At 65.4% G+C, this 16212-nt stretch carries 15 protein-coding genes; 7 read left to right on the top strand and 8 right to left on the bottom strand.

Features of this window, described 5'->3' with window-relative positions; all coding sequences use genetic code 11:
• Nucleotides 1–148 precede the first annotated feature (148 nt).
• On the bottom strand, nucleotides 149–634 hold the full coding sequence (locus ACFW0B_RS12785) for a GNAT family N-acetyltransferase (protein WP_449148646.1): 486 nt from the start codon (nucleotides 632–634) through the stop codon (nucleotides 149–151).
• Nucleotides 635–759: 125 nt separating this feature from the next.
• Between ACFW0B_RS12785 and ACFW0B_RS12780 the strand changes: the two genes are divergently transcribed.
• Nucleotides 760–1737 carry a YeeE/YedE thiosulfate transporter family protein gene (locus tag ACFW0B_RS12780; RefSeq protein WP_449148644.1) on the top strand — a complete coding sequence of 326 codons (978 nt, stop codon included), beginning with the start codon at nucleotides 760–762 and terminating at the stop codon, nucleotides 1735–1737.
• Nucleotides 1738–1836: 99 nt separating this feature from the next.
• Here the strand turns inward: ACFW0B_RS12780 and ACFW0B_RS12775 are convergent, their stop codons facing one another.
• On the bottom strand, nucleotides 1837–2652 hold the full coding sequence (locus ACFW0B_RS12775) for a gamma-glutamyl-gamma-aminobutyrate hydrolase family protein (RefSeq protein WP_449148642.1): 816 nt from the start codon (nucleotides 2650–2652) through the stop codon (nucleotides 1837–1839).
• A gap of 323 nt (nucleotides 2653–2975) precedes the next feature.
• Nucleotides 2976–3890 (bottom strand): LysR family transcriptional regulator, encoded by a 915-nt coding sequence (locus tag ACFW0B_RS12770; RefSeq protein ID WP_449148640.1) that lies wholly within the window; start codon nucleotides 3888–3890, stop codon nucleotides 2976–2978.
• 157 nt (nucleotides 3891–4047) lie between these two features.
• Between ACFW0B_RS12770 and ACFW0B_RS12765 the strand changes: the two genes are divergently transcribed.
• The 4 genes from ACFW0B_RS12765 (at nucleotide 4048) to ACFW0B_RS12750 (ending at nucleotide 7693) form a co-directional block, all read left to right on the top strand.
• Nucleotides 4048–5373, top strand: a complete 1326-nt coding sequence (locus tag ACFW0B_RS12765; RefSeq protein ID WP_449148638.1) for a nucleobase:cation symporter-2 family protein — start codon at nucleotides 4048–4050, stop codon at nucleotides 5371–5373.
• A gap of 37 nt (nucleotides 5374–5410) precedes the next feature.
• Entirely contained in the window at nucleotides 5411–5917 is a 507-nt protein-coding gene (locus tag ACFW0B_RS12760) for a nucleoside deaminase (protein ID WP_449148636.1), read from the top strand.
• The gene (locus ACFW0B_RS12755) at nucleotides 5914–6273 is read left to right on the top strand and encodes a hydroxyisourate hydrolase (RefSeq protein WP_449148634.1); all 360 of its coding nucleotides are present in this window, start codon (nucleotides 5914–5916) and stop codon (nucleotides 6271–6273) included. The genes ACFW0B_RS12760 and ACFW0B_RS12755 overlap by 4 nt, the downstream gene beginning before the upstream one ends.
• Before the next feature lie 322 nt (nucleotides 6274–6595).
• Nucleotides 6596–7693 (top strand): DUF1615 domain-containing protein, encoded by a 1098-nt coding sequence (locus tag ACFW0B_RS12750; protein WP_449148632.1) that lies wholly within the window; start codon nucleotides 6596–6598, stop codon nucleotides 7691–7693.
• 8 nt (nucleotides 7694–7701) lie between these two features.
• On the opposite strand, the gene ACFW0B_RS12745 is transcribed toward ACFW0B_RS12750, so the two are convergent.
• Together ACFW0B_RS12745 and ACFW0B_RS12740 are read right to left on the bottom strand one after the other, a co-directional pair.
• Nucleotides 7702–8058 carry a 5-carboxymethyl-2-hydroxymuconate Delta-isomerase gene (locus tag ACFW0B_RS12745; protein ID WP_449148630.1) on the bottom strand — a complete coding sequence of 119 codons (357 nt, stop codon included), beginning with the start codon at nucleotides 8056–8058 and terminating at the stop codon, nucleotides 7702–7704.
• A gap of 58 nt (nucleotides 8059–8116) precedes the next feature.
• Entirely contained in the window at nucleotides 8117–9058 is a 942-nt protein-coding gene (locus ACFW0B_RS12740; protein ID WP_449148628.1) for a LysR family transcriptional regulator, read from the bottom strand.
• A gap of 105 nt (nucleotides 9059–9163) precedes the next feature.
• Here ACFW0B_RS12740 and araD1 point away from each other — a divergent pair, with 105 nt between their 5' ends.
• Complete coding sequence (gene araD1, locus ACFW0B_RS12735) at nucleotides 9164–10159, top strand: AraD1 family protein (RefSeq protein WP_449148626.1); 996 nt, start codon at nucleotides 9164–9166, stop codon at nucleotides 10157–10159.
• Nucleotides 10160–10304: 145 nt separating this feature from the next.
• Nucleotides 10305–11885, top strand: a complete 1581-nt coding sequence (locus ACFW0B_RS12730; protein WP_449148624.1) for an aldehyde dehydrogenase (NADP(+)) — start codon at nucleotides 10305–10307, stop codon at nucleotides 11883–11885.
• 121 nt (nucleotides 11886–12006) lie between these two features.
• Here ACFW0B_RS12730 and ACFW0B_RS12725 read toward each other — a convergent pair whose 3' ends face one another.
• From ACFW0B_RS12725 to pdxR, 3 genes are all read right to left on the bottom strand, one after another.
• Nucleotides 12007–13266 carry an MFS transporter gene (locus ACFW0B_RS12725; protein WP_449148622.1) on the bottom strand — a complete coding sequence of 420 codons (1260 nt, stop codon included), beginning with the start codon at nucleotides 13264–13266 and terminating at the stop codon, nucleotides 12007–12009.
• A 51-nt stretch (nucleotides 13267–13317) separates the two neighbouring features.
• The gene (locus ACFW0B_RS12720; RefSeq protein ID WP_449148620.1) at nucleotides 13318–14385 is read right to left on the bottom strand and encodes a sugar phosphate isomerase/epimerase family protein; all 1068 of its coding nucleotides are present in this window, start codon (nucleotides 14383–14385) and stop codon (nucleotides 13318–13320) included.
• Between the two features lie 126 nt (nucleotides 14386–14511).
• A complete protein-coding gene (gene pdxR / locus ACFW0B_RS12715) occupies nucleotides 14512–16008 on the bottom strand; it encodes a MocR-like pyridoxine biosynthesis transcription factor PdxR (RefSeq protein WP_449148618.1) in 1497 nt (498 codons plus the stop codon).
• Between the last annotated feature and the right edge of the window lie 204 nt (nucleotides 16009–16212).

Raw genomic sequence — 16212 nt, 5'->3', positions numbered from 1 at the left:
ATCTTTTCTGCAATTTCGCCATTTTCGCACAGGCAAAGACAAAGGCCAGCGTCCGCGAATGCTTCGTGGGGCCGCTGCAAGGCTTTGTCGCTTCGGATGCAGCCCGAAGCACCGGGCTCCGGGGCTGGAATGTGAACAGGAGCGGGTGTCAGCCGTTGCTTTCGGCGAACTCCCGCAGGGCATCGCCATCCAGGCGGTAGCGAATCCACTCGTCCTGGGGCAGGGCACCGATGGAGCGGTAGAAGTCGATGGCGGGCTGGTTCCAGTCCAGCACGCTCCACTCCAGGCGGCCGCAGTCGTTGGCCAGGGCTTCACGGGCGATTGCGCGCAGCAGCTGGCGGCCGGCGCCGATGCCGCGCTGTTCCGGCGTGATGTAGAGGTCTTCCAGGTAGATGCCGTTGCGCCCCAGCCAGGTGGAGTAGCTGTAGAAGTACACCGCGTAGCCGATCGGCCGCTCGTCCTTCAGGCAGATCAGCGCGCGGGACGGCGCGTTCTCGGCGAACAGCGTACGGCGGATGTCTTCGACGCTGGCGATGACCTCATGACCGGCCCGCTCATAAACCGCCAGTTCGATGATGAAGTCGAGGATCTGTTGGGCGTCTTCAGGGCGGGCTGGGCGGATTTCGATGGTCACTGTGACTCTCCATGGGCAGTTGGTGCGGCCATGCTAGAGGCTTTGACGCAGTGCTAGAAGTGCATTTGCAACGATGGAAGGTGAAGACGGCGGCGGTGCGTCGCGCGCGCAAGGTCCGCTAATCTTTGCGTAAGACCCGGCCTGCGGAGGGCAAGGGCGTGATCCTGCTGGCAAGCGTGCTTCTGGCCCTGCTGATGGGCTTTGCCGTGCAGCGCGGCGGCACCTGTCTGGTGGCTGCGCTGGAAGAAGTGGTGCACAGGCGCCGCTGGGCGCGCTTTCGCGCGTTGCTGGAAACCTCCCTCTGGGTGCTGGGCGGCTTCGTCCTGCTGCGCGCCCTCGATCACCTGCCCATGGTGCCCATGGGCTTCCCGCTGCACTGGCATGCCGCGCTGGGCGGTGCCTTGCTGGGAGTCGGCGCCTTTCTCAATGGCGGCTGTGCGTTCGGCGTGGTGGCGCGGATCGGCTCCGGGCAATGGGCCTGGCTGGCGACGCCGCCGGGTTTTCTCGCCGGCTTCGGCCTGGCCGGGCACGGGCTGGGCATGATGTCGGCGATGCCGGTGGCGATTCCCGAATGGATGCAGCGGGTGCCCATCGGCCTGGTACCCCTGATCATCGCTGCCCTGGTGGCGCGGCTGGGCTGGCTGGCCTGGAACCGTTACAACGGCTCGGTCAATGTGTCCCTCTGGTCGCCCCATCACGCCACCATCGTGCTTGGCGTCAGCTTCCTGCTGCTGTTCGTCTGTGTCGGCGCCTGGGCCTACACCGACATCCTCGCCGAACTGGCCACCGGACGTTTCATGGCGCTCGGCCTGCGCGGCCTGTTGCTTCCGGCGATGTTCGCCGGTGCGCTGCTGGGCGGCTGGAGCGCCGGGTTGTGGGAGCACCGCTGGCCCAGCCTGCGCGACCTGCTGAAGTGCTTCTGCGGCGGGGCGCTGATGGGGGTGGGGGCAACCCTGGTTCCGGGCGGCAACGACAGCCTGATCCTGTTCGGCATGCCATTGCTCTGGCCCAACGCCTGGCTGGCTTTTGCCTGCATGTGCCTGATGGTGGTGCTGACGCTCTGGCTGGCGAAACTGGCAAAGGCGCAGCGCGCCGGGTCCTAGGGCGGGCTTGCAATCTGCTGGTACGCCCGATGCCCATGCATCGGTTCAGCGGAAATGAAAAAACCCGGCGTTTGCCGGGTCTTCTCATGAACGGGTGGATCAGGCTACGTGGTCGAGCGTCTTGCCCTTGGACTTGCGCTCCACCTGATTGCGGCAGGCTTCACCGAAGGCTTCGAAGATCTTCACCGAATCGGGGTTCTTCGCTGCCTGCCATTCCGGGTGCCACTGCACCGCGAAGAGGAAGGGCGAGAGGGTAGGCGCATGAATGGCTTCCACCAGACCGTCTTCGGCCCGGGCGATGGCCTCGATGCCCTTGCCGAGGGTTTTCAGACCCTGGCCGTGCAGCGAGTTGACCTGGATGGTGTCAGTGCCCAGAACCTTATGCAGCCAGCTGTTCTGCTCCACACGCACGCTGTGCGCGGGGGCGTACTGGACGTCCACCGGATTTTCCGGGTTTTCGCGATGGTCGTTGAAGCCGGCCTCGGCATAGATCTTCTGGTACAGGTCGCCGCCCAGGGCGACGTTGATTTCCTGCATGCCGCGGCAGATGCCGAAAATCGGCAGGCCGCGCTTGATGGCAGCACGAATCAGGGGCAGGTCGAAGAGGTCGCGATCCTTGTCCTGAGCCTTCTCCGGGGTCAGGTTTTCCTGGCCGTAGAGGGTCGGGTCGATGTTGCTGCCGGCACCGGTGAGGTAAACGCCGTCAGCCATATCGAGGTACTGCTCGAGGTCTTCGCTGCCGCAGCAGGTGGGCACGAGGACCGGTACACATTTGGAGAACTCTACCAGCGGCGTGATGTACTTGTGGGTCATCACCTGGTAGTCGTGGCCCTTGCGTTCCTGGGCGCCCATGGACATCAGGACGACCGGTTTACGAGTGGTCTGTTTCTTATTGCCAATGTTGCTGTTGGACATATTTCACCTTGGGACAGGCTCAGCCTATCGTTGTTGTGCAGGCGCTCCAGTGAGGTTTGGGGCTACCTGAGATCCCGAGCACTGCCGGCAATCGTCGGGGCGATTTCCGGTCGGGACCTGCCATATAGCCTGCCAGAGCCGTTTAATATGTCAAACGATGTCGGTGGAAAACGTAAAAAATAATGGCCGATTTTTATCGGTTTTTCATGGCTAACTAGTTGATAGTTATAGATTTTTATATTGATCGAAAAATATTTTTCGGTTCAGCATCTAACACGGATGTTCAGAATGCTGGACTTTTAGCCTGGACGGGGAGCCCCGTCCTAGAGCGTGGTCGCCTTGCCGTGGCTATCCAGTTCGAACACCTTGTTGCGCATCAGCCGCTCCCTGAGCCAGCGCTTGGCCTTGCCGCGACCCTGGCGGCGCGGCCAGAGCAGATCCACGCCCACCAACCAGTCCGTGTGCGGATAGGCCGCCAGTTGCAGTTCCACCAGGTCACCGCTGGCCAGCTCACGATGGATCAACTGGCGGGGCAGGGTGGCCCAGCCGAGCCCCGCCCGTACCATTTCCAGCAAAGCCATGTAGCTTTCCGCCTGCCATAGCTGCGGCGCGCGCAGGTATTCGCTGCTGGGCAGCTTGCTGGCGTGGGCGCTGAAGGCCAGGCGGCGATGGGCGTGCAGGTCGGCGAAGCTGACCTGGGGCAGCTGCGCCAGCGGGTGGGTGGGGTGGGTGACGTGCGCCATGATCAGCTTGCCCAGTTGCTGGAACTCCAGTTCCCGTGGGTACTCCGGCTGGGAGAAGGCGATGCCCATTTCCACTTCGCCCTTCTGCACCATGCTGGCGACGTCGCCATACACCGGGTGGCGGATGATCAGGTCCACATAAGGAAAGGCCCGTTCGAACTCACAGAGCACCGGCATCACTGTGTTGTAGGGCACCTCGATGGCCAGGGTCAGGCTCGGTTCGGTTTCCTCCGTCAGGCTGTCGGCGTGGCCTTCCAGGGCCAGGCAGCGTTCCAGCACCGCTTCGGCCTCCAGCAGCAGCTTCTGTCCGGCCGTGGTCAGCGCGGGGATACGCGTGGAGCGGTCGAACAGCTCCACCCCCAGGTCCGCCTCCAGATTGGCGATGGCGGCGCTGATGGTGGATTGGGTTCGCCCCAGGCGCCGCGCGGCTGCGGAGAAGGAGCCCGCCTGGGCAACGGTGACCAGCATCTGCAGCTGGTCCAGTGAAAACCTCATGGTGCTACTCCTCTGATCCATCGATGGGGGCGATGGTTATTCATTTGTTCCATCGGTATCAAGCGGGAAATATTTCGCCCAACCAGCACTGCCTCCTCGAATCGCTGGGCAACCCACACCGAAAAACAAGAACACGTTGCTTTGCAGGAGAACTTCCATGAGCCATCCCCATCCGGTGGACCAGCTACTTCCCGCTCGCCAACTCGTCACCTACGGCCTTCAACACGTGCTGGTGCTCTATGCCGGCGCCGTGGCCGTGCCCCTGATCCTCGGCAGCGCCCTGGGCCTTTCCACGGCCGAAGTGGTGCTGCTGATCAACGCCAACCTGCTCACCTCCGGCATCGCCACCCTGATCCAGACCCTCGGCTTCTGGCGCTTCGGTGCCCGCCTGCCGCTGGTACAGGCCTGCTCCTTCATCGCCCTGGCGCCGATGATCATGATCGGCAAGGCCTACGGGCTGACCAACGTGTTCGGCGCGGTGATCGCCGCCGGGGCCATCACCCTTTTCCTGGCGCCGGTGTTCAGCCGCTTGCTGCGCTTCTTCCCGCCGGTGGTGATCGGCAGCCTGATCACCATCATCGGCATTTCGCTGATGCCGGCAGCGGCCATCTGGCTGGGAGGCGGCAACCCCGACGCGGCGGATTTCGGCAAACCGGCGAACCTGTTGCTGGGTCTGGCGACGGTGGCGATCACTCTGGTGATCCATGCGCGCTTCTCCGGTTTCGTCGGCAACCTCAGCGTGCTGATCGGGTTGGTCGCGGGCAGCCTGATCGCCGCCGCCTTCGGCATGACCGACTTCAGCCGGGTCGGGGAGGCGGCCTGGTTCGAGCTGTCCGCGCCCATGGCCTTCGGCGTGCCGCAGTTCTCCCTGACGCCCATCCTCATCATGACCCTGGCGATGCTGGTGATCATGGCCGAGACCACCGGCAACTGCCTGGCCATCGGCAAGCTCACCGGCCGCGCCATCACCCAGCGCACCCTGGGCGATGCGTTCCGCGCCGATGGCCTGTCCACCATGATCGGCGGCCTGTTCAACAGCTTCCCCTACAACGCTTTCACCCAGAACACCGGCCTCATCGCCCTTTCCAACATCAAGAGCCGCTTCGTGGTGGCTGCCGCCGGTGGCCTGATGATCCTCATGGGGCTGTTCCCCAAGCTGGGCGCGCTGATAGCCGCCGTACCCACCCCGGTGCTGGGCGGCTGCGCCATCGTGATGTTCGGCATGACCACGGTGGCCGGCATCCAGGAGCTGTCCCGGGTGCGCTTCGAAGGCACCCGCAATGCCCTGGTGGTGGCCGTGTCGGTGAGCATCGGCGTACTGCCCATGTCCTTCCTGGCGCTGTTCGAGCACTTCCACGGTGCCCTGCGCCTGGTTCTGGAGAGCGGCATCTTCCTCGGCGCGCTCAGCGCCATCGTCCTCAACCTCCTGCTCAACCGGGAGGAACCGGCCAGCCGGGGCGAAGCTGCCGAGCTGGCCGACTGATTCGCGCATTCGCGCCTTTAATCTCAAGGAGCTATCCATGACTTTCAGCAACCTCGTACCTGCCGGCGTCAGCGAACTCGACCTGGAACTGCTGCGCCTGTCCATCCGCCTTTCCGAGGAGTCCCGCGAGCGCGGCCGCCATCCCTTCGCCGCGCTGGTGGCTGACCGCAGCGGCAAGGTGATCGCCCAGGCAGGCAACAATTCCATGCCGCCCGAAGGCGACCCGACCCAGCACGCCGAGCTGGTTGCCGCCGCCCTTGCCGCCAAGGTGTTGAGCCCTGAAGAGTTGGCCCGGTGCACCCTCTACACCAGCGCCGAACCCTGCTGCATGTGCGCCGGCGCGGTGTACTGGACCGGCATTGGCCGGGTGGTCTACGCGCTGTCGGAGCATGCGCTGCTAGGCCTGACCGGTGCCCATCCGGAGAACCCCACTTTCTCCCTGCCATGCCGCGAGGTGTTCGCCCGTGGCCAGCGTGAGATTGCGGTATTGGGGCCGATGCTGGAGTCCGAAGCCGCTGCCGCCCATGAAGGCTTCTGGTCATGAATGGCGGCATCTCCATCCATGTGGTGGACGTCGCCAGCGGCCGCGTGGCCGAAGGGCTGGAAGTACGCCTGGAGCGGCTGGAGGGTGAGGATCGCGAGCTGATCTGCGCAGGCCGCATCAAGTCTGACGGCCTGCTCGGTGAACTGGCGGGGCTGGCCGAACGCTGCCCTCCGGGTGTCTACGAAGCCCGCCTGCAAGTGGCGGACTTCTACCGTGCCCGGGGAATGCAACTGCCGGAGCCGCCGTTCCTCGATGAGCTGGTCTACCGATTCGGCACCAGTGATGCCGCCCAGCATTACCACCTGCCGTTCAAGCTCACCGCCTGGGGTGTTTCCTGCTTCCGTGGCGGTGCCTGATCGATTTCTGTAGAAGGGGCGATTTCAATCGCCAGGGGCGGCAACGCTGCCCCGGCAGCCCCGACGGACAGACCTTCGGTCTGCTAGTCGCTGTTGCTAGGAAGTCCCGGTCGGTCCTCGGAGCCTGGTAGAGTGGGCTTTAGCCCACGCTGACCTACGATGGTGGGCTGAAGCCCACCCTACAGCCGACCGCTTGTTCTTTGTGGGGGAGAGGGGGAACGTATCTTGCGGGCCCCGCCGAATCGCAAGCTGAAATCAATTCGCGCGCCAGCTGTCTTTCATGCCATGTTTCGCCGGCATGAACCGCAAGGCAGCCCCTTTCATGAACAACCTCGCCATACGCTTCTTCACACTTTCCACGCTTCTGACCCTCGCGGCTTGCGGCACTCAGCGCCCGCAGGAGCCGGTGCTGCGGCCAGCCGAGGTGCGTGCCAAGGTGGTCAAGCTGATGCCGGCCAAGGTGCCGGATCGCCAGGGCTGGGCCACGGACATCCAGGCTGCTTTCGCCGCCCAGGACATCAGCCCCAGCGACAGCAACCTGTGCGCCGTGCTGGCGGTCACCGAGCAGGAGTCCACCTACCAGGTGGACCCGCCCGTACCGGGGCTGGCGAAGATCGCCCGGCAGGAAATCCTGCGTCGTGCCGGCAGCCTGCATGTGCCGGCCTTCGTGGTGAATAGCGCCCTGAAGATCGACTCACCCACCGGCAAGACCTACGACCAGCGCCTGAGTCGCGCGCGTACGGAAAAGGAACTGAGCGCCATCTTCGACGACTTCATCGACATGGTGCCGCTTGGCCGCAAGCTGTTCGGCAACTTCAACCCGGTGCACACCGGTGGCCCGATGCAGGTCAGCATCGCCTTCGCCGAAGCCAACGCGAAGGACTACCCGTACCCGCTCAAGGGCTCCATTCGCGAGGAGGTCTTCACCCGGCGCGGCGGCATGTACTTCGGCATCGCTCATCTGTTGGGCTACCCGGCTCATTATTCGAAGCCGCTATACCGTTTCGCCGATTTCAACGCCGGTTGGTATGCCAGCCGCAATGCCGCCTTCCAGAATGCCGTGAGCCTGGCCTCGGGCATTCCCCTGGAACTGGATGGCGATCTGGTGATCCACGGTTCCAGCAAGGCGGGTTCCACCGAACTCGCGGTGCGCGCCCTGAAGAAACACCTGGACCTCAGCGACTCGGCCATCCGCCGCGCGCTGCTCAAGGGCGACAGCCTGGCGTTCGAGGAAACCGACCTTTATGAGCGTGTCTTCGCTCTGGCCGAGAAGATCGAGCGGCGCAAACTGCCCCGTGAAGTGATGCCGGGCATCGACCTGAAGAGCCCGAAGATCACCCGCAAGCTCACCACCGAGTGGTTCGCCAAGCGGGTGGACGGCCGCTACCAGAGCTGCATGAAGCGCGCTGCCGGCAAGTGACCGGCGGCCTAGAGGAAGGCCTTGGCGTAGGTGCTGCGCTCCATGTCCTGCAGCTGCACGCTCAGCTGCACGTCCAGCCCGTCGGGCTTGATGAAGGTCGCCTCCAGGGCTTCCAGCACGCCCCGGCCCAGCGCCTGCTTGACGTTTTCCGGCCTGCCCGAAAGCAACCACAGGGTGGCGTGCACGAAGGCGCGGCCGTCGCCGGCGGTGCCCACCAGGAAGTGCTCGTGGCGCACCGCGCGGCTCTTGATGTCGGCCTCGGCGAAATGCCCGGTGCCGGCGAGGAAGTCGTTGCAGGCGGCGAGGGTGGCAGCGGCGTCGAAGCCGGGGAGGTTGGCGCTGTACTCGATGACGAGATGGGGCATCGGGGGAGTCCTCTGGGTGACGTTGAAATCGTGTAGCGGAGCGATTGGCGCACTGGCCTCAGGCTCCGGGTCGGGAAGTGCTTTCGGCCTCCAGTGCCTGCCACAGCAAGCGTGCCGGCGCCGATAACGGCGCGCCCCGGCGCATCACCACCGAGAAGGGTTCGCTGCGCGAACGCAATTCCAGCGGCAGGCAGGCGAGGCTGCCGAGCTGGATGGCCTCGTCTGCCACTTCCCCGGGCATCAGGGCAATCAGCTGCGGGTTCTGCCGCAGCAGCATCAGCGTGGCCAGGGTCGATGCGGTTTCCAGCGGGTAGCGCGGGAATTCCAGGCCCGCCTGGCTGAACTCGCGCTCCAGCACCAGGCGCATGGGCATGTTCGCCGGGAAGACCACCCAGGGGAAGGCGGCCAGCTCCTTCAGTTCCAGCGACTCGGCGCCGGCCAGCGGGTGGGCGGGGTTGGCCATGACCCGCAGTATCTCCCCATAGAGCACCTGCGCCTCGTAAGCGTCCGGCCGGGGACTGACGCTGGTGCGGCAGACGGCCAGGTCCAGGCGGCCCTGATCGATCAACGCCAGTAGACGCGCGCTGGTGTCTTCCACCACCTCCACGGAGAGTTCCGGCTGGGTTTCCCGCAGTCGTTCCAGGCTGCGCGCCAGCAGTGGCACGGCGCCCATCACCGCGCCCACGGAAATACGCCCGCCCTGGCCCTGGAGAATGCCGATCATCTCTTCCCGCAGGTGCGCCAGGTCGGTGTGGATCAGCCGCGCGTAACGAATCGCGCAACGGCCCAGGTCGTTGGCCTCCAGGCCCTGGCTGGTGCGATTGAACAGGCGCATGCCGAAGGCGGCCTCTATCTCGTTCAGCGCCTTGGTGGCGCCGGGCTGGGTGATGGCCACCTGCTCGGCGGCCTTGTGCAGCGAGCCCTGTTCGTCCAGGGCGATGAGCAGACGCAGTTGCTTCAGGCGCAGTCGGGAAACCAGGGCGGGGAGGGAAGCGATCATAGGGGGGATGAGCAAAAGTTATCGCGGGATCAGAAGCTCTCATTAGGCAGGCCCGTGGTGGATTCGTAAAGTCCCGGCCAACACCCTGCAACGAGAATCATCGCCATGAGACTGATCCAGTTCGAGAATGCCGCCGGCCAGCGCCAGGTGGGTGTGATCGAGGGCGAACAGGTCCAAGTGGTCCGAGGCGTCGCCACCACCCGCGCCCTGGCCCTTGCCGCCATCGCCGCAAGCCGCAGCCTGCAAGACGAAGTCCTGGCCCGTGGCACCGAGCCCGGCCCGAGCTACCGCGAACTGCTGGATGCCCGCCGCGTGCTGCCACCGCTGGACCACGAAGACCCGGCCCATTGCCTGGTCAGCGGCACCGGCCTGACTCATCTGGGCAGCGCCTCCACCCGCGACAAGATGCACCAGCAGAAGGCCCAGGACGAGGCCGCCATGACCGACACCATGCGCATGTTCAAGTGGGGCGTAGAGGGCGGAAAGCCGGGCGCCGGCAAGGTCGGTGCGCAGCCGGAATGGTTCTACAAGGGCGATGGCGGCATCGTCGTGCGCCCGGGCGCCGACTTCCCGCTGCCGGCATTCGCCGAAGACGCGGGCGAAGAGCCCGAGCTGGTGGGCCTTTACGTGGTGGGGGAGGATGGCAAGCCGTACCGCCTGGGCTACGCCCTCGGCAACGAGTTTTCCGACCATGTTCTGGAGCGCCGCAGCTACCTCTACCTGGCGCATTCCAAACTGCGTTTCTGCGCCTACGGCCCGGAGCTCCGGGTGGGCGAACTGCCGGCGCATCTGGCGGGTACCAGCCGCATTCGCCGCGAAGGTGAGGTGATCTGGGAGAAGGAATTCCTCTCCGGCGAGGACAATATGTGCCACAGCCTGGAAAACCTTGAGTACCACCACTTCAAGTACGCGCAGTTCCTGCGCCCGGGCGATGTCCACGTGCATTACTTCGGCACCGCCACCCTGTCGTTCGCTGACGGCATCCAGGCCCGTCCGGGCGATTGCTTCGAGATCGAGATGGCCGAGTTCGGTGCGCCCCTGATCAACGGCATAGCACCCGAGCAGGAACACCTGGCTGCCGGCGCCGTCCGCTCGCTTTAGCACCCGGCCGCCGCCGGCCCGGCCGGTGGCAGCCCCTCGCGCCTGTCAGTCACGTGCCCACGAGGTGCGTGCCTGGCGCGATTCATCCATTTCCGGCCACCGCTCGCGGCGGCCACCCTCAACCCACGAGGTCAGGGAGACGAACATGACCGTCATCACCGGTTTCAACTTCATCGCCGGCGGCCGCAGCGCCGCCGGCAGCATCACCGTGCAGAGCGTCGATGCCAGCAGCGGCGAAAGGCTGCCCTACAGCTTCCACCAGGCCACCGAGGCCGAAGTGGACGCCGCTGCCCGCGCCGCCGAAGCGGCCTATCCGGTTTTCCGCAACCTGCCCGCCAGCCGCCGCGCCGAGTTCCTCGACGCCATCGCCGATGAACTGGACGCCCTGGGCGATGACTTCGTCGCCGTCGTCTGCCGCGAAACCGCGCTCCCCGCCGCCCGTATCCAGGGCGAACGCGGCCGTACCAGCGGCCAGATGCGCCTGTTCGCCAGCGTGCTGCGTCGTGGCGATTTCTACGCTGCCCGCATCGACCGTGCGCTGCCCGAGCGCAAGCCGCTGCCGCGCCCGGACCTGCGCCAGTACCGCATCGGCGTCGGCCCGGTAGCCGTGTTCGGTGCCAGCAACTTCCCGCTGGCCTTCTCCACCGCCGGGGGTGACACCGCCGCCGCCCTGGCCGCCGGCTGCCCGGTGGTATTCAAGGCCCACAGCGGTCATATGGCCACTGCCGAATGGGTGGCCGACGCCATCGTCCGCGCCGCGGAAAAAACCGCCATGCCGGCGGGCGTGTTCAACATGATCTACGGTGGCGGCGTCGGCGAGTGGCTGGTCAAGCACCCGGCCATCCAGGCGGTGGGCTTCACCGGCTCCCTGCACGGTGGCCGCGCCCTGTGCGACATGGCGGCCGCGCGTCCGCAGCCGATCCCGGTATTCGCGGAAATGAGCAGCATCAACCCTGTGCTGCTGCTGCCCGAAGCCCTCAAGGCCCGTGGCGAGCAGGTGGCCGCCGAACTGGCTGCCTCCGTGGTGCTGGGGGCGGGGCAGTTCTGCACCAATCCGGGCCTGGTGATCGGCATCCGCTCGCCGGAGTTCAGCGCCTTCCTCGAACGCTTCGCCGCCCTCATGGGCGACCAGCCGGCCCAGACCATGCTCAACGCCGGTGGCCTGAAGAGTTACTGCCACGGACTCGACAACCTCCATCGGCACCCTGGCGTCAGCCATCTGGCCGGCGCTGTGCAGGAAGGCAGCCAGGCCCGTGCCCAGCTGTTCAAGGCCGACGTTAGCCTGCTGCTGGAAGGTGATGAACTGCTGCAGGAAGAAGTCTTCGGCCCCACCACCGTGGTCGTCGAAGTGGCCGACAAGGCTGAACTCACCCGCGCGCTCCAGGGCCTGCGCGGCCAGCTCACCGCCACCCTGATCGCCGAGCCGGCGGACCTCGCCAGCTTCGGAGAACTGACCAGCCTGCTGGAACAGAAGGCCGGGCGCCTGCTGCTCAACGGCTACCCGACCGGTGTGGAGGTCTGCGACGCCATGGTCCACGGCGGCCCGTACCCGGCCACCTCCGATGCCCGCGGAACCTCGGTCGGCTCCCTGGCCATCGACCGCTTCCTGCGCCCGGTGTGCTACCAGAACTACCCCGACGCGCTGCTGCCGGATGCGCTGAAGAACGCCAATCCGCTGGGTATCCAGCGACTGGTGGACGGTGTAGGGACGCGGGACGCGATCTGACGGTTGGCTGTGGCTGCATCACCTGTAGGAGCTGGCTTGCCAGCGAATGACCTCTCTTCGCGAGCAAGCTCGCTCCTACAACAACAGCGACACCCCGTTGGCGGTGCCTGGATGAACAGCATCAGGCCAGGGATTCACCGGCAGCGCTGGCGACGCGCCTGTTCACCGAGCGTTGCAGCAGGCTGGAAACCAGGAAGCCGATTACCGCCAGCACGCTCATCAGGGTGAACACGTAGGTGTAGCCCTGTTCGCCCGGGTACTGGTCGAGCAGTGCACCGTAGATGATGTAGGCGAACATGCCGGGCGCGTAGCCGATCAGGCAGCCGATGCCGAAAGCCGAGCCGCTGATTCGCGAGGGGATTCCGACTTCGCTCATCGGCGCCCAGAACACGCCGCGCATGGTGAACACGACCAGGGCGAAGGACAGCGTGGCGGCCATGCCTGCATAGATGTAGCTCTCGCCCTTGGGGATGCTGAGGATCACCGCCATCAGCGGCAGCAGCGCGAGGAATGCCCACTTCAGGTAGCGGCTGGGGCTCTTCAGCCCCTTGTCGGCGATGAAGCCGCCAGCCGGGCCGCCCAGCACCTTGAGGAAGTACTGGTTGATGATGCCGTAGGCGCCGACCAGGGCGACCGGCAGCTGGTACATCTCCTTCAGGTAGGGGATGAAGTAGGTCAGGCCGCAATAGACGATGTAGACCATGAACACGTTCAGGCTGACCAGCCAGATGCCGGGCATGCGCACCGCTTCCATCAGGCCGGCGAGGCCGATGGGCTCACGGTTGCCGTTCGCCTGGCGGGAGTCCCTGAGCAGGAACAGTGTGAGCAGGCCGACGACGATATCGATCCCCGAATAGAACAGGATGGCGGCTTTCAGTCCGGCGGCGCCGGAGCCCAGGGCGACGAAAACCCCCAGGGCGGAGAAGGCGACGAGCGTATCCACTACGCCACGGCCACCTTCTAGAAAGCCGAACATGCGCCCCTGTTCGCCGTCATCGCCGAGGTTGCGGATGGCCTTGAGCAGGGATGGCCAGAAGATGCAGTCGGCGCACACGGCCAGCAGCGCGAAGACGATCAGCAGCTGGCTGAAGCCGGGGAAGCTGGCCAGGTAGAGGCCCAGGGCGCCGGTGCCGACCAGCCCGAGGGGGATCAGCTTGCGTGTCTCGAAACGGTCAGCCAGGAAGCCGCCCACCACGAACAACGCGGTGGCGATGATGGCATTCGCGCTGAGCAGGGTGCCGATCTCGGTATGGGTCAGCCCCATGTGTTCCTGCATCGGGATGTAGAAGGCGTCCTTGAGGTTCGCCAGTTTGTAGATGGTCCCGCCACCGAGGACGAGGACCAGGAAACGGAGCCATTTGGCTTTGGCCTGTGCTGTCATTGTTGTTCTCCACAGCTTCCAGAGTTATCGAAGGGCCGATTGCGCGGCCGGTCAGATGCGTTCGGCGTCGTCCAGCGCCATTTCGGCCAGCAGGCGCAGCTCGGCCAGCAGGCCGCGCATGTAACGCACCTGGTTGTTGGCCCAGCGATGCTCGTCGGCGAGCATGCGTTCCAGGCTGTAGCCCGCAGGCAGCGGTGTTTCGCTCATTTCGCGGTAGGGGATGAAGGGGTCGCGGTCTTCGTCGGTCTGGCGGAACGCCGGGGCGATGTAGTGGTTTTCCTGTTCGAGGATGAAGGCGACCACCTGCGGGGTGCTTTCGCCCAACAGCAGCAGTTCCAGCAGCATGCGCGCCCCGGGCAACTGGTCGTCGGCGCTACCCTGGAGCACGCCGTAGTGGCCGAAGCCGTTCTGTTCCGGCACCACGCGCACACCCTTGAGATGCACCTGGCGGATGAACGGGGCGAGGTTGGCCAGGGCCGGCAATGGCTGTTCGCAGGCGTTGATCATGTTGCCGAAGTCGAACAGGGCATTCAGCCGTGGGTGGCCCACCCGGCCGAGCAGGGTGGCGATCTCGTCGCTCTTGAGTTCCTCGTGCTGTTCGAAGTCGAAGTTGAGGTCGTGCTCGTCGGCCAGCCGCGCCAGGCGCCGCAGGTCGTCTTCGATCAGGTCCATCACGCGCGAGAGGTGCCCCTCGTAACGGGAGTAGACGCGGATGTTGCGGCTGCCGATGGCCCGGGCCACGGCCACCGCCTGGTCGACGTCTTCAGGCAGGGTGCTGCTGATCTCGACATGCACGTCCAGCTCCAGCGCGCGGGCCTTGTCGGCGAAGGCCTCGAGGCGCTTGGCGGACATGCGCGAAAGGCTGTTGTGCTCGCCGTCCAGCAGGTGCAGCGAGAGGCCGTCTAGCTCGTGCCGGTAGGCAAAATCGAGCATGTCTTCGGGGGTGACGCGTCCCTGGGTGAGGTTGGTCAGCAGCGGATAGCCGTGGGCGAACAGGCGCATGCTGTCCAGGCGTTCCAGGAGGCGGCGGGCAAGTTCGGGGGTGAGTAGCGGGGGGGCGCTGTCCGCCTCGGCGTTATGGCTCAGCAGGGCGGCGAATCGGGCTTGGATAGCGTTCATTATTGTCATTCCTGATAACGGCGCCGGGGTGGCCGGCAGTGCCTTTATCGCTCCGGAATGGCGCTATACCTATAGCCATTATTGTTTAGTTCATATAGCCACTTTGGTCGTCCGTGCGGCGTGGGTTCAGACCCCCACGCCGATGGCGCGCAGGGCCTGCACGAACTCCCGCACACGCTGTTCAGCCTGGGTTTCCGGTATGGCGCCGAAGCCCAGCAACAACCCCGGTGGCAGGTAGCGGTGGATGCAATAATCGCGCAGGGCGTAGGTGTACACCTGCTGGTCGGCGAGCCCGCGAGCCAGGGCATCGTCATCCATCTCCTCGGGCAACCAGCCCATGAGGTGCAGGCCGGCTTCCACCGGCGTGACCGACAGGAAACCGCCCAGATGGCGTTGCAAGGCTTCTACCAGGCAGGCCTGGCGCGCCTGGTAGAGGTTGCGCATGCGCCGGATATGGCCCAGGAAGTGGCCGTCCAGCATGAAGTCGGCGGTGGTGGCCTGGTGCAGCGTGGAAGGGCTGCGGTCCATGACCGCCCGGATTGCGCAGAACGGCTCCACCAGATCCTCCGGGAGGATCACGTAGCCCAGGCGCAGCGAAGGGTAGAGCACCTTGCTGAAGGTGCCGACGTAGATGACTTTGTCCCACTGGTCCATGGCGTAGAGCGCCGGCAGGGGGCGGCCGACGTAGCGGAACTCGCTGTCGCAGTCGTCTTCGATGATCCAGCCCTGGCTGCGTCCGGCCCAGTCGATCAGCTCCTGGCGCCGCGCGTAGCTCATGGTGGTGCCCAACGGGTGCTGGCGCGAGGGCGTGGTGAACGCCAGGCGCGCCTCCGGGCATTCGCGCAGCCCCTGCGACACGTCCAGGCCCTGCTCGTCGATGCGCAGGGGCACCAGTTGGCAGCCCATGGCCTGGAAGGCGATGCGCGCGGCGATATGGCCGGGGTCCTCCATCCACACGTTGTCACCGGGGTTGAGCAGAAGCATGCCGAGCAGGTTGAAGGCCTGCTGGGCTCCCGAGGTGATGATCACCTGGTCCACGCTGCACTCGATGCCACGGGCGTCGGCCACATACTCGACGATCGCCTCGCGCAGGCGCAGCAGGCCTTTCAGTTCGCCGTAGCCGAGATCAGCCTTGCCCGGTTTGCGCAGGTGGCGGTTCATCATGCGCTTCCACACCAGCATGGGAAACGCGTCGTAGGCGGGGTGGCTGGGCAGGAAGGAGGTCGGGCAGTCCGGCGCCCAGGCGTTATAGGACACGCCGCTGAAATGGTCGCTGCGCAGGGAATGCACCGCCTGGCTCATGCTGGACAGGCGCGGCGGCTTGCGCGGCTTGTCGGCCGCCGCATTGCGTCCTTCCCACTCATCGCCGACGTAGGAGCCGGCGCCTGTCCGGGTTGCCAGGAAGCCTTCGGCGGTCAGCTGGTCAAAGGCATTGAGCAGGGTGATGCGCGACAACCCCAGCTCCTTGCACAGGGTGCGCGTCGAGGGCAGGCGGGTTCCGCCGGGTAGCCGGCCGGAGAGAATCTGCTTGCGCACCTGCAAGTAAAGCTGGCGATAGAGCGGTACCGGACTGGAGCGGTCCAGTTCGATGCCGGTCAGCAACATGCCGCCGGGGGTTTTCATCCAGGGTCTGCCTTTTAGCGGAAAGCGCGAGGGGAAATGCGCTTGCGTATTCTGCGCCGAGCAGGGTTGGAGAGGGAGCCTCCGGGTGAACAATGAGGCTCGCCAGACCTCGCCCCATAGCACCTGTCGCAAGCCGCACCATCATTCCGCCCAAGAGCAGCTATCGATCGAAGTGAGTATTCGGCTCCCCGCACCGGACTGACT

Origin of the sequence: Metapseudomonas phytobenefica, assembly GCF_043392685.1 — a bacterium.
Taxonomy (GTDB): Bacteria; Pseudomonadota; Gammaproteobacteria; order Pseudomonadales; family Pseudomonadaceae; genus Metapseudomonas.
Note: the sequence above shows the minus strand (reverse complement) of the source record. Positions and strands in the feature narration are given on the sequence as shown.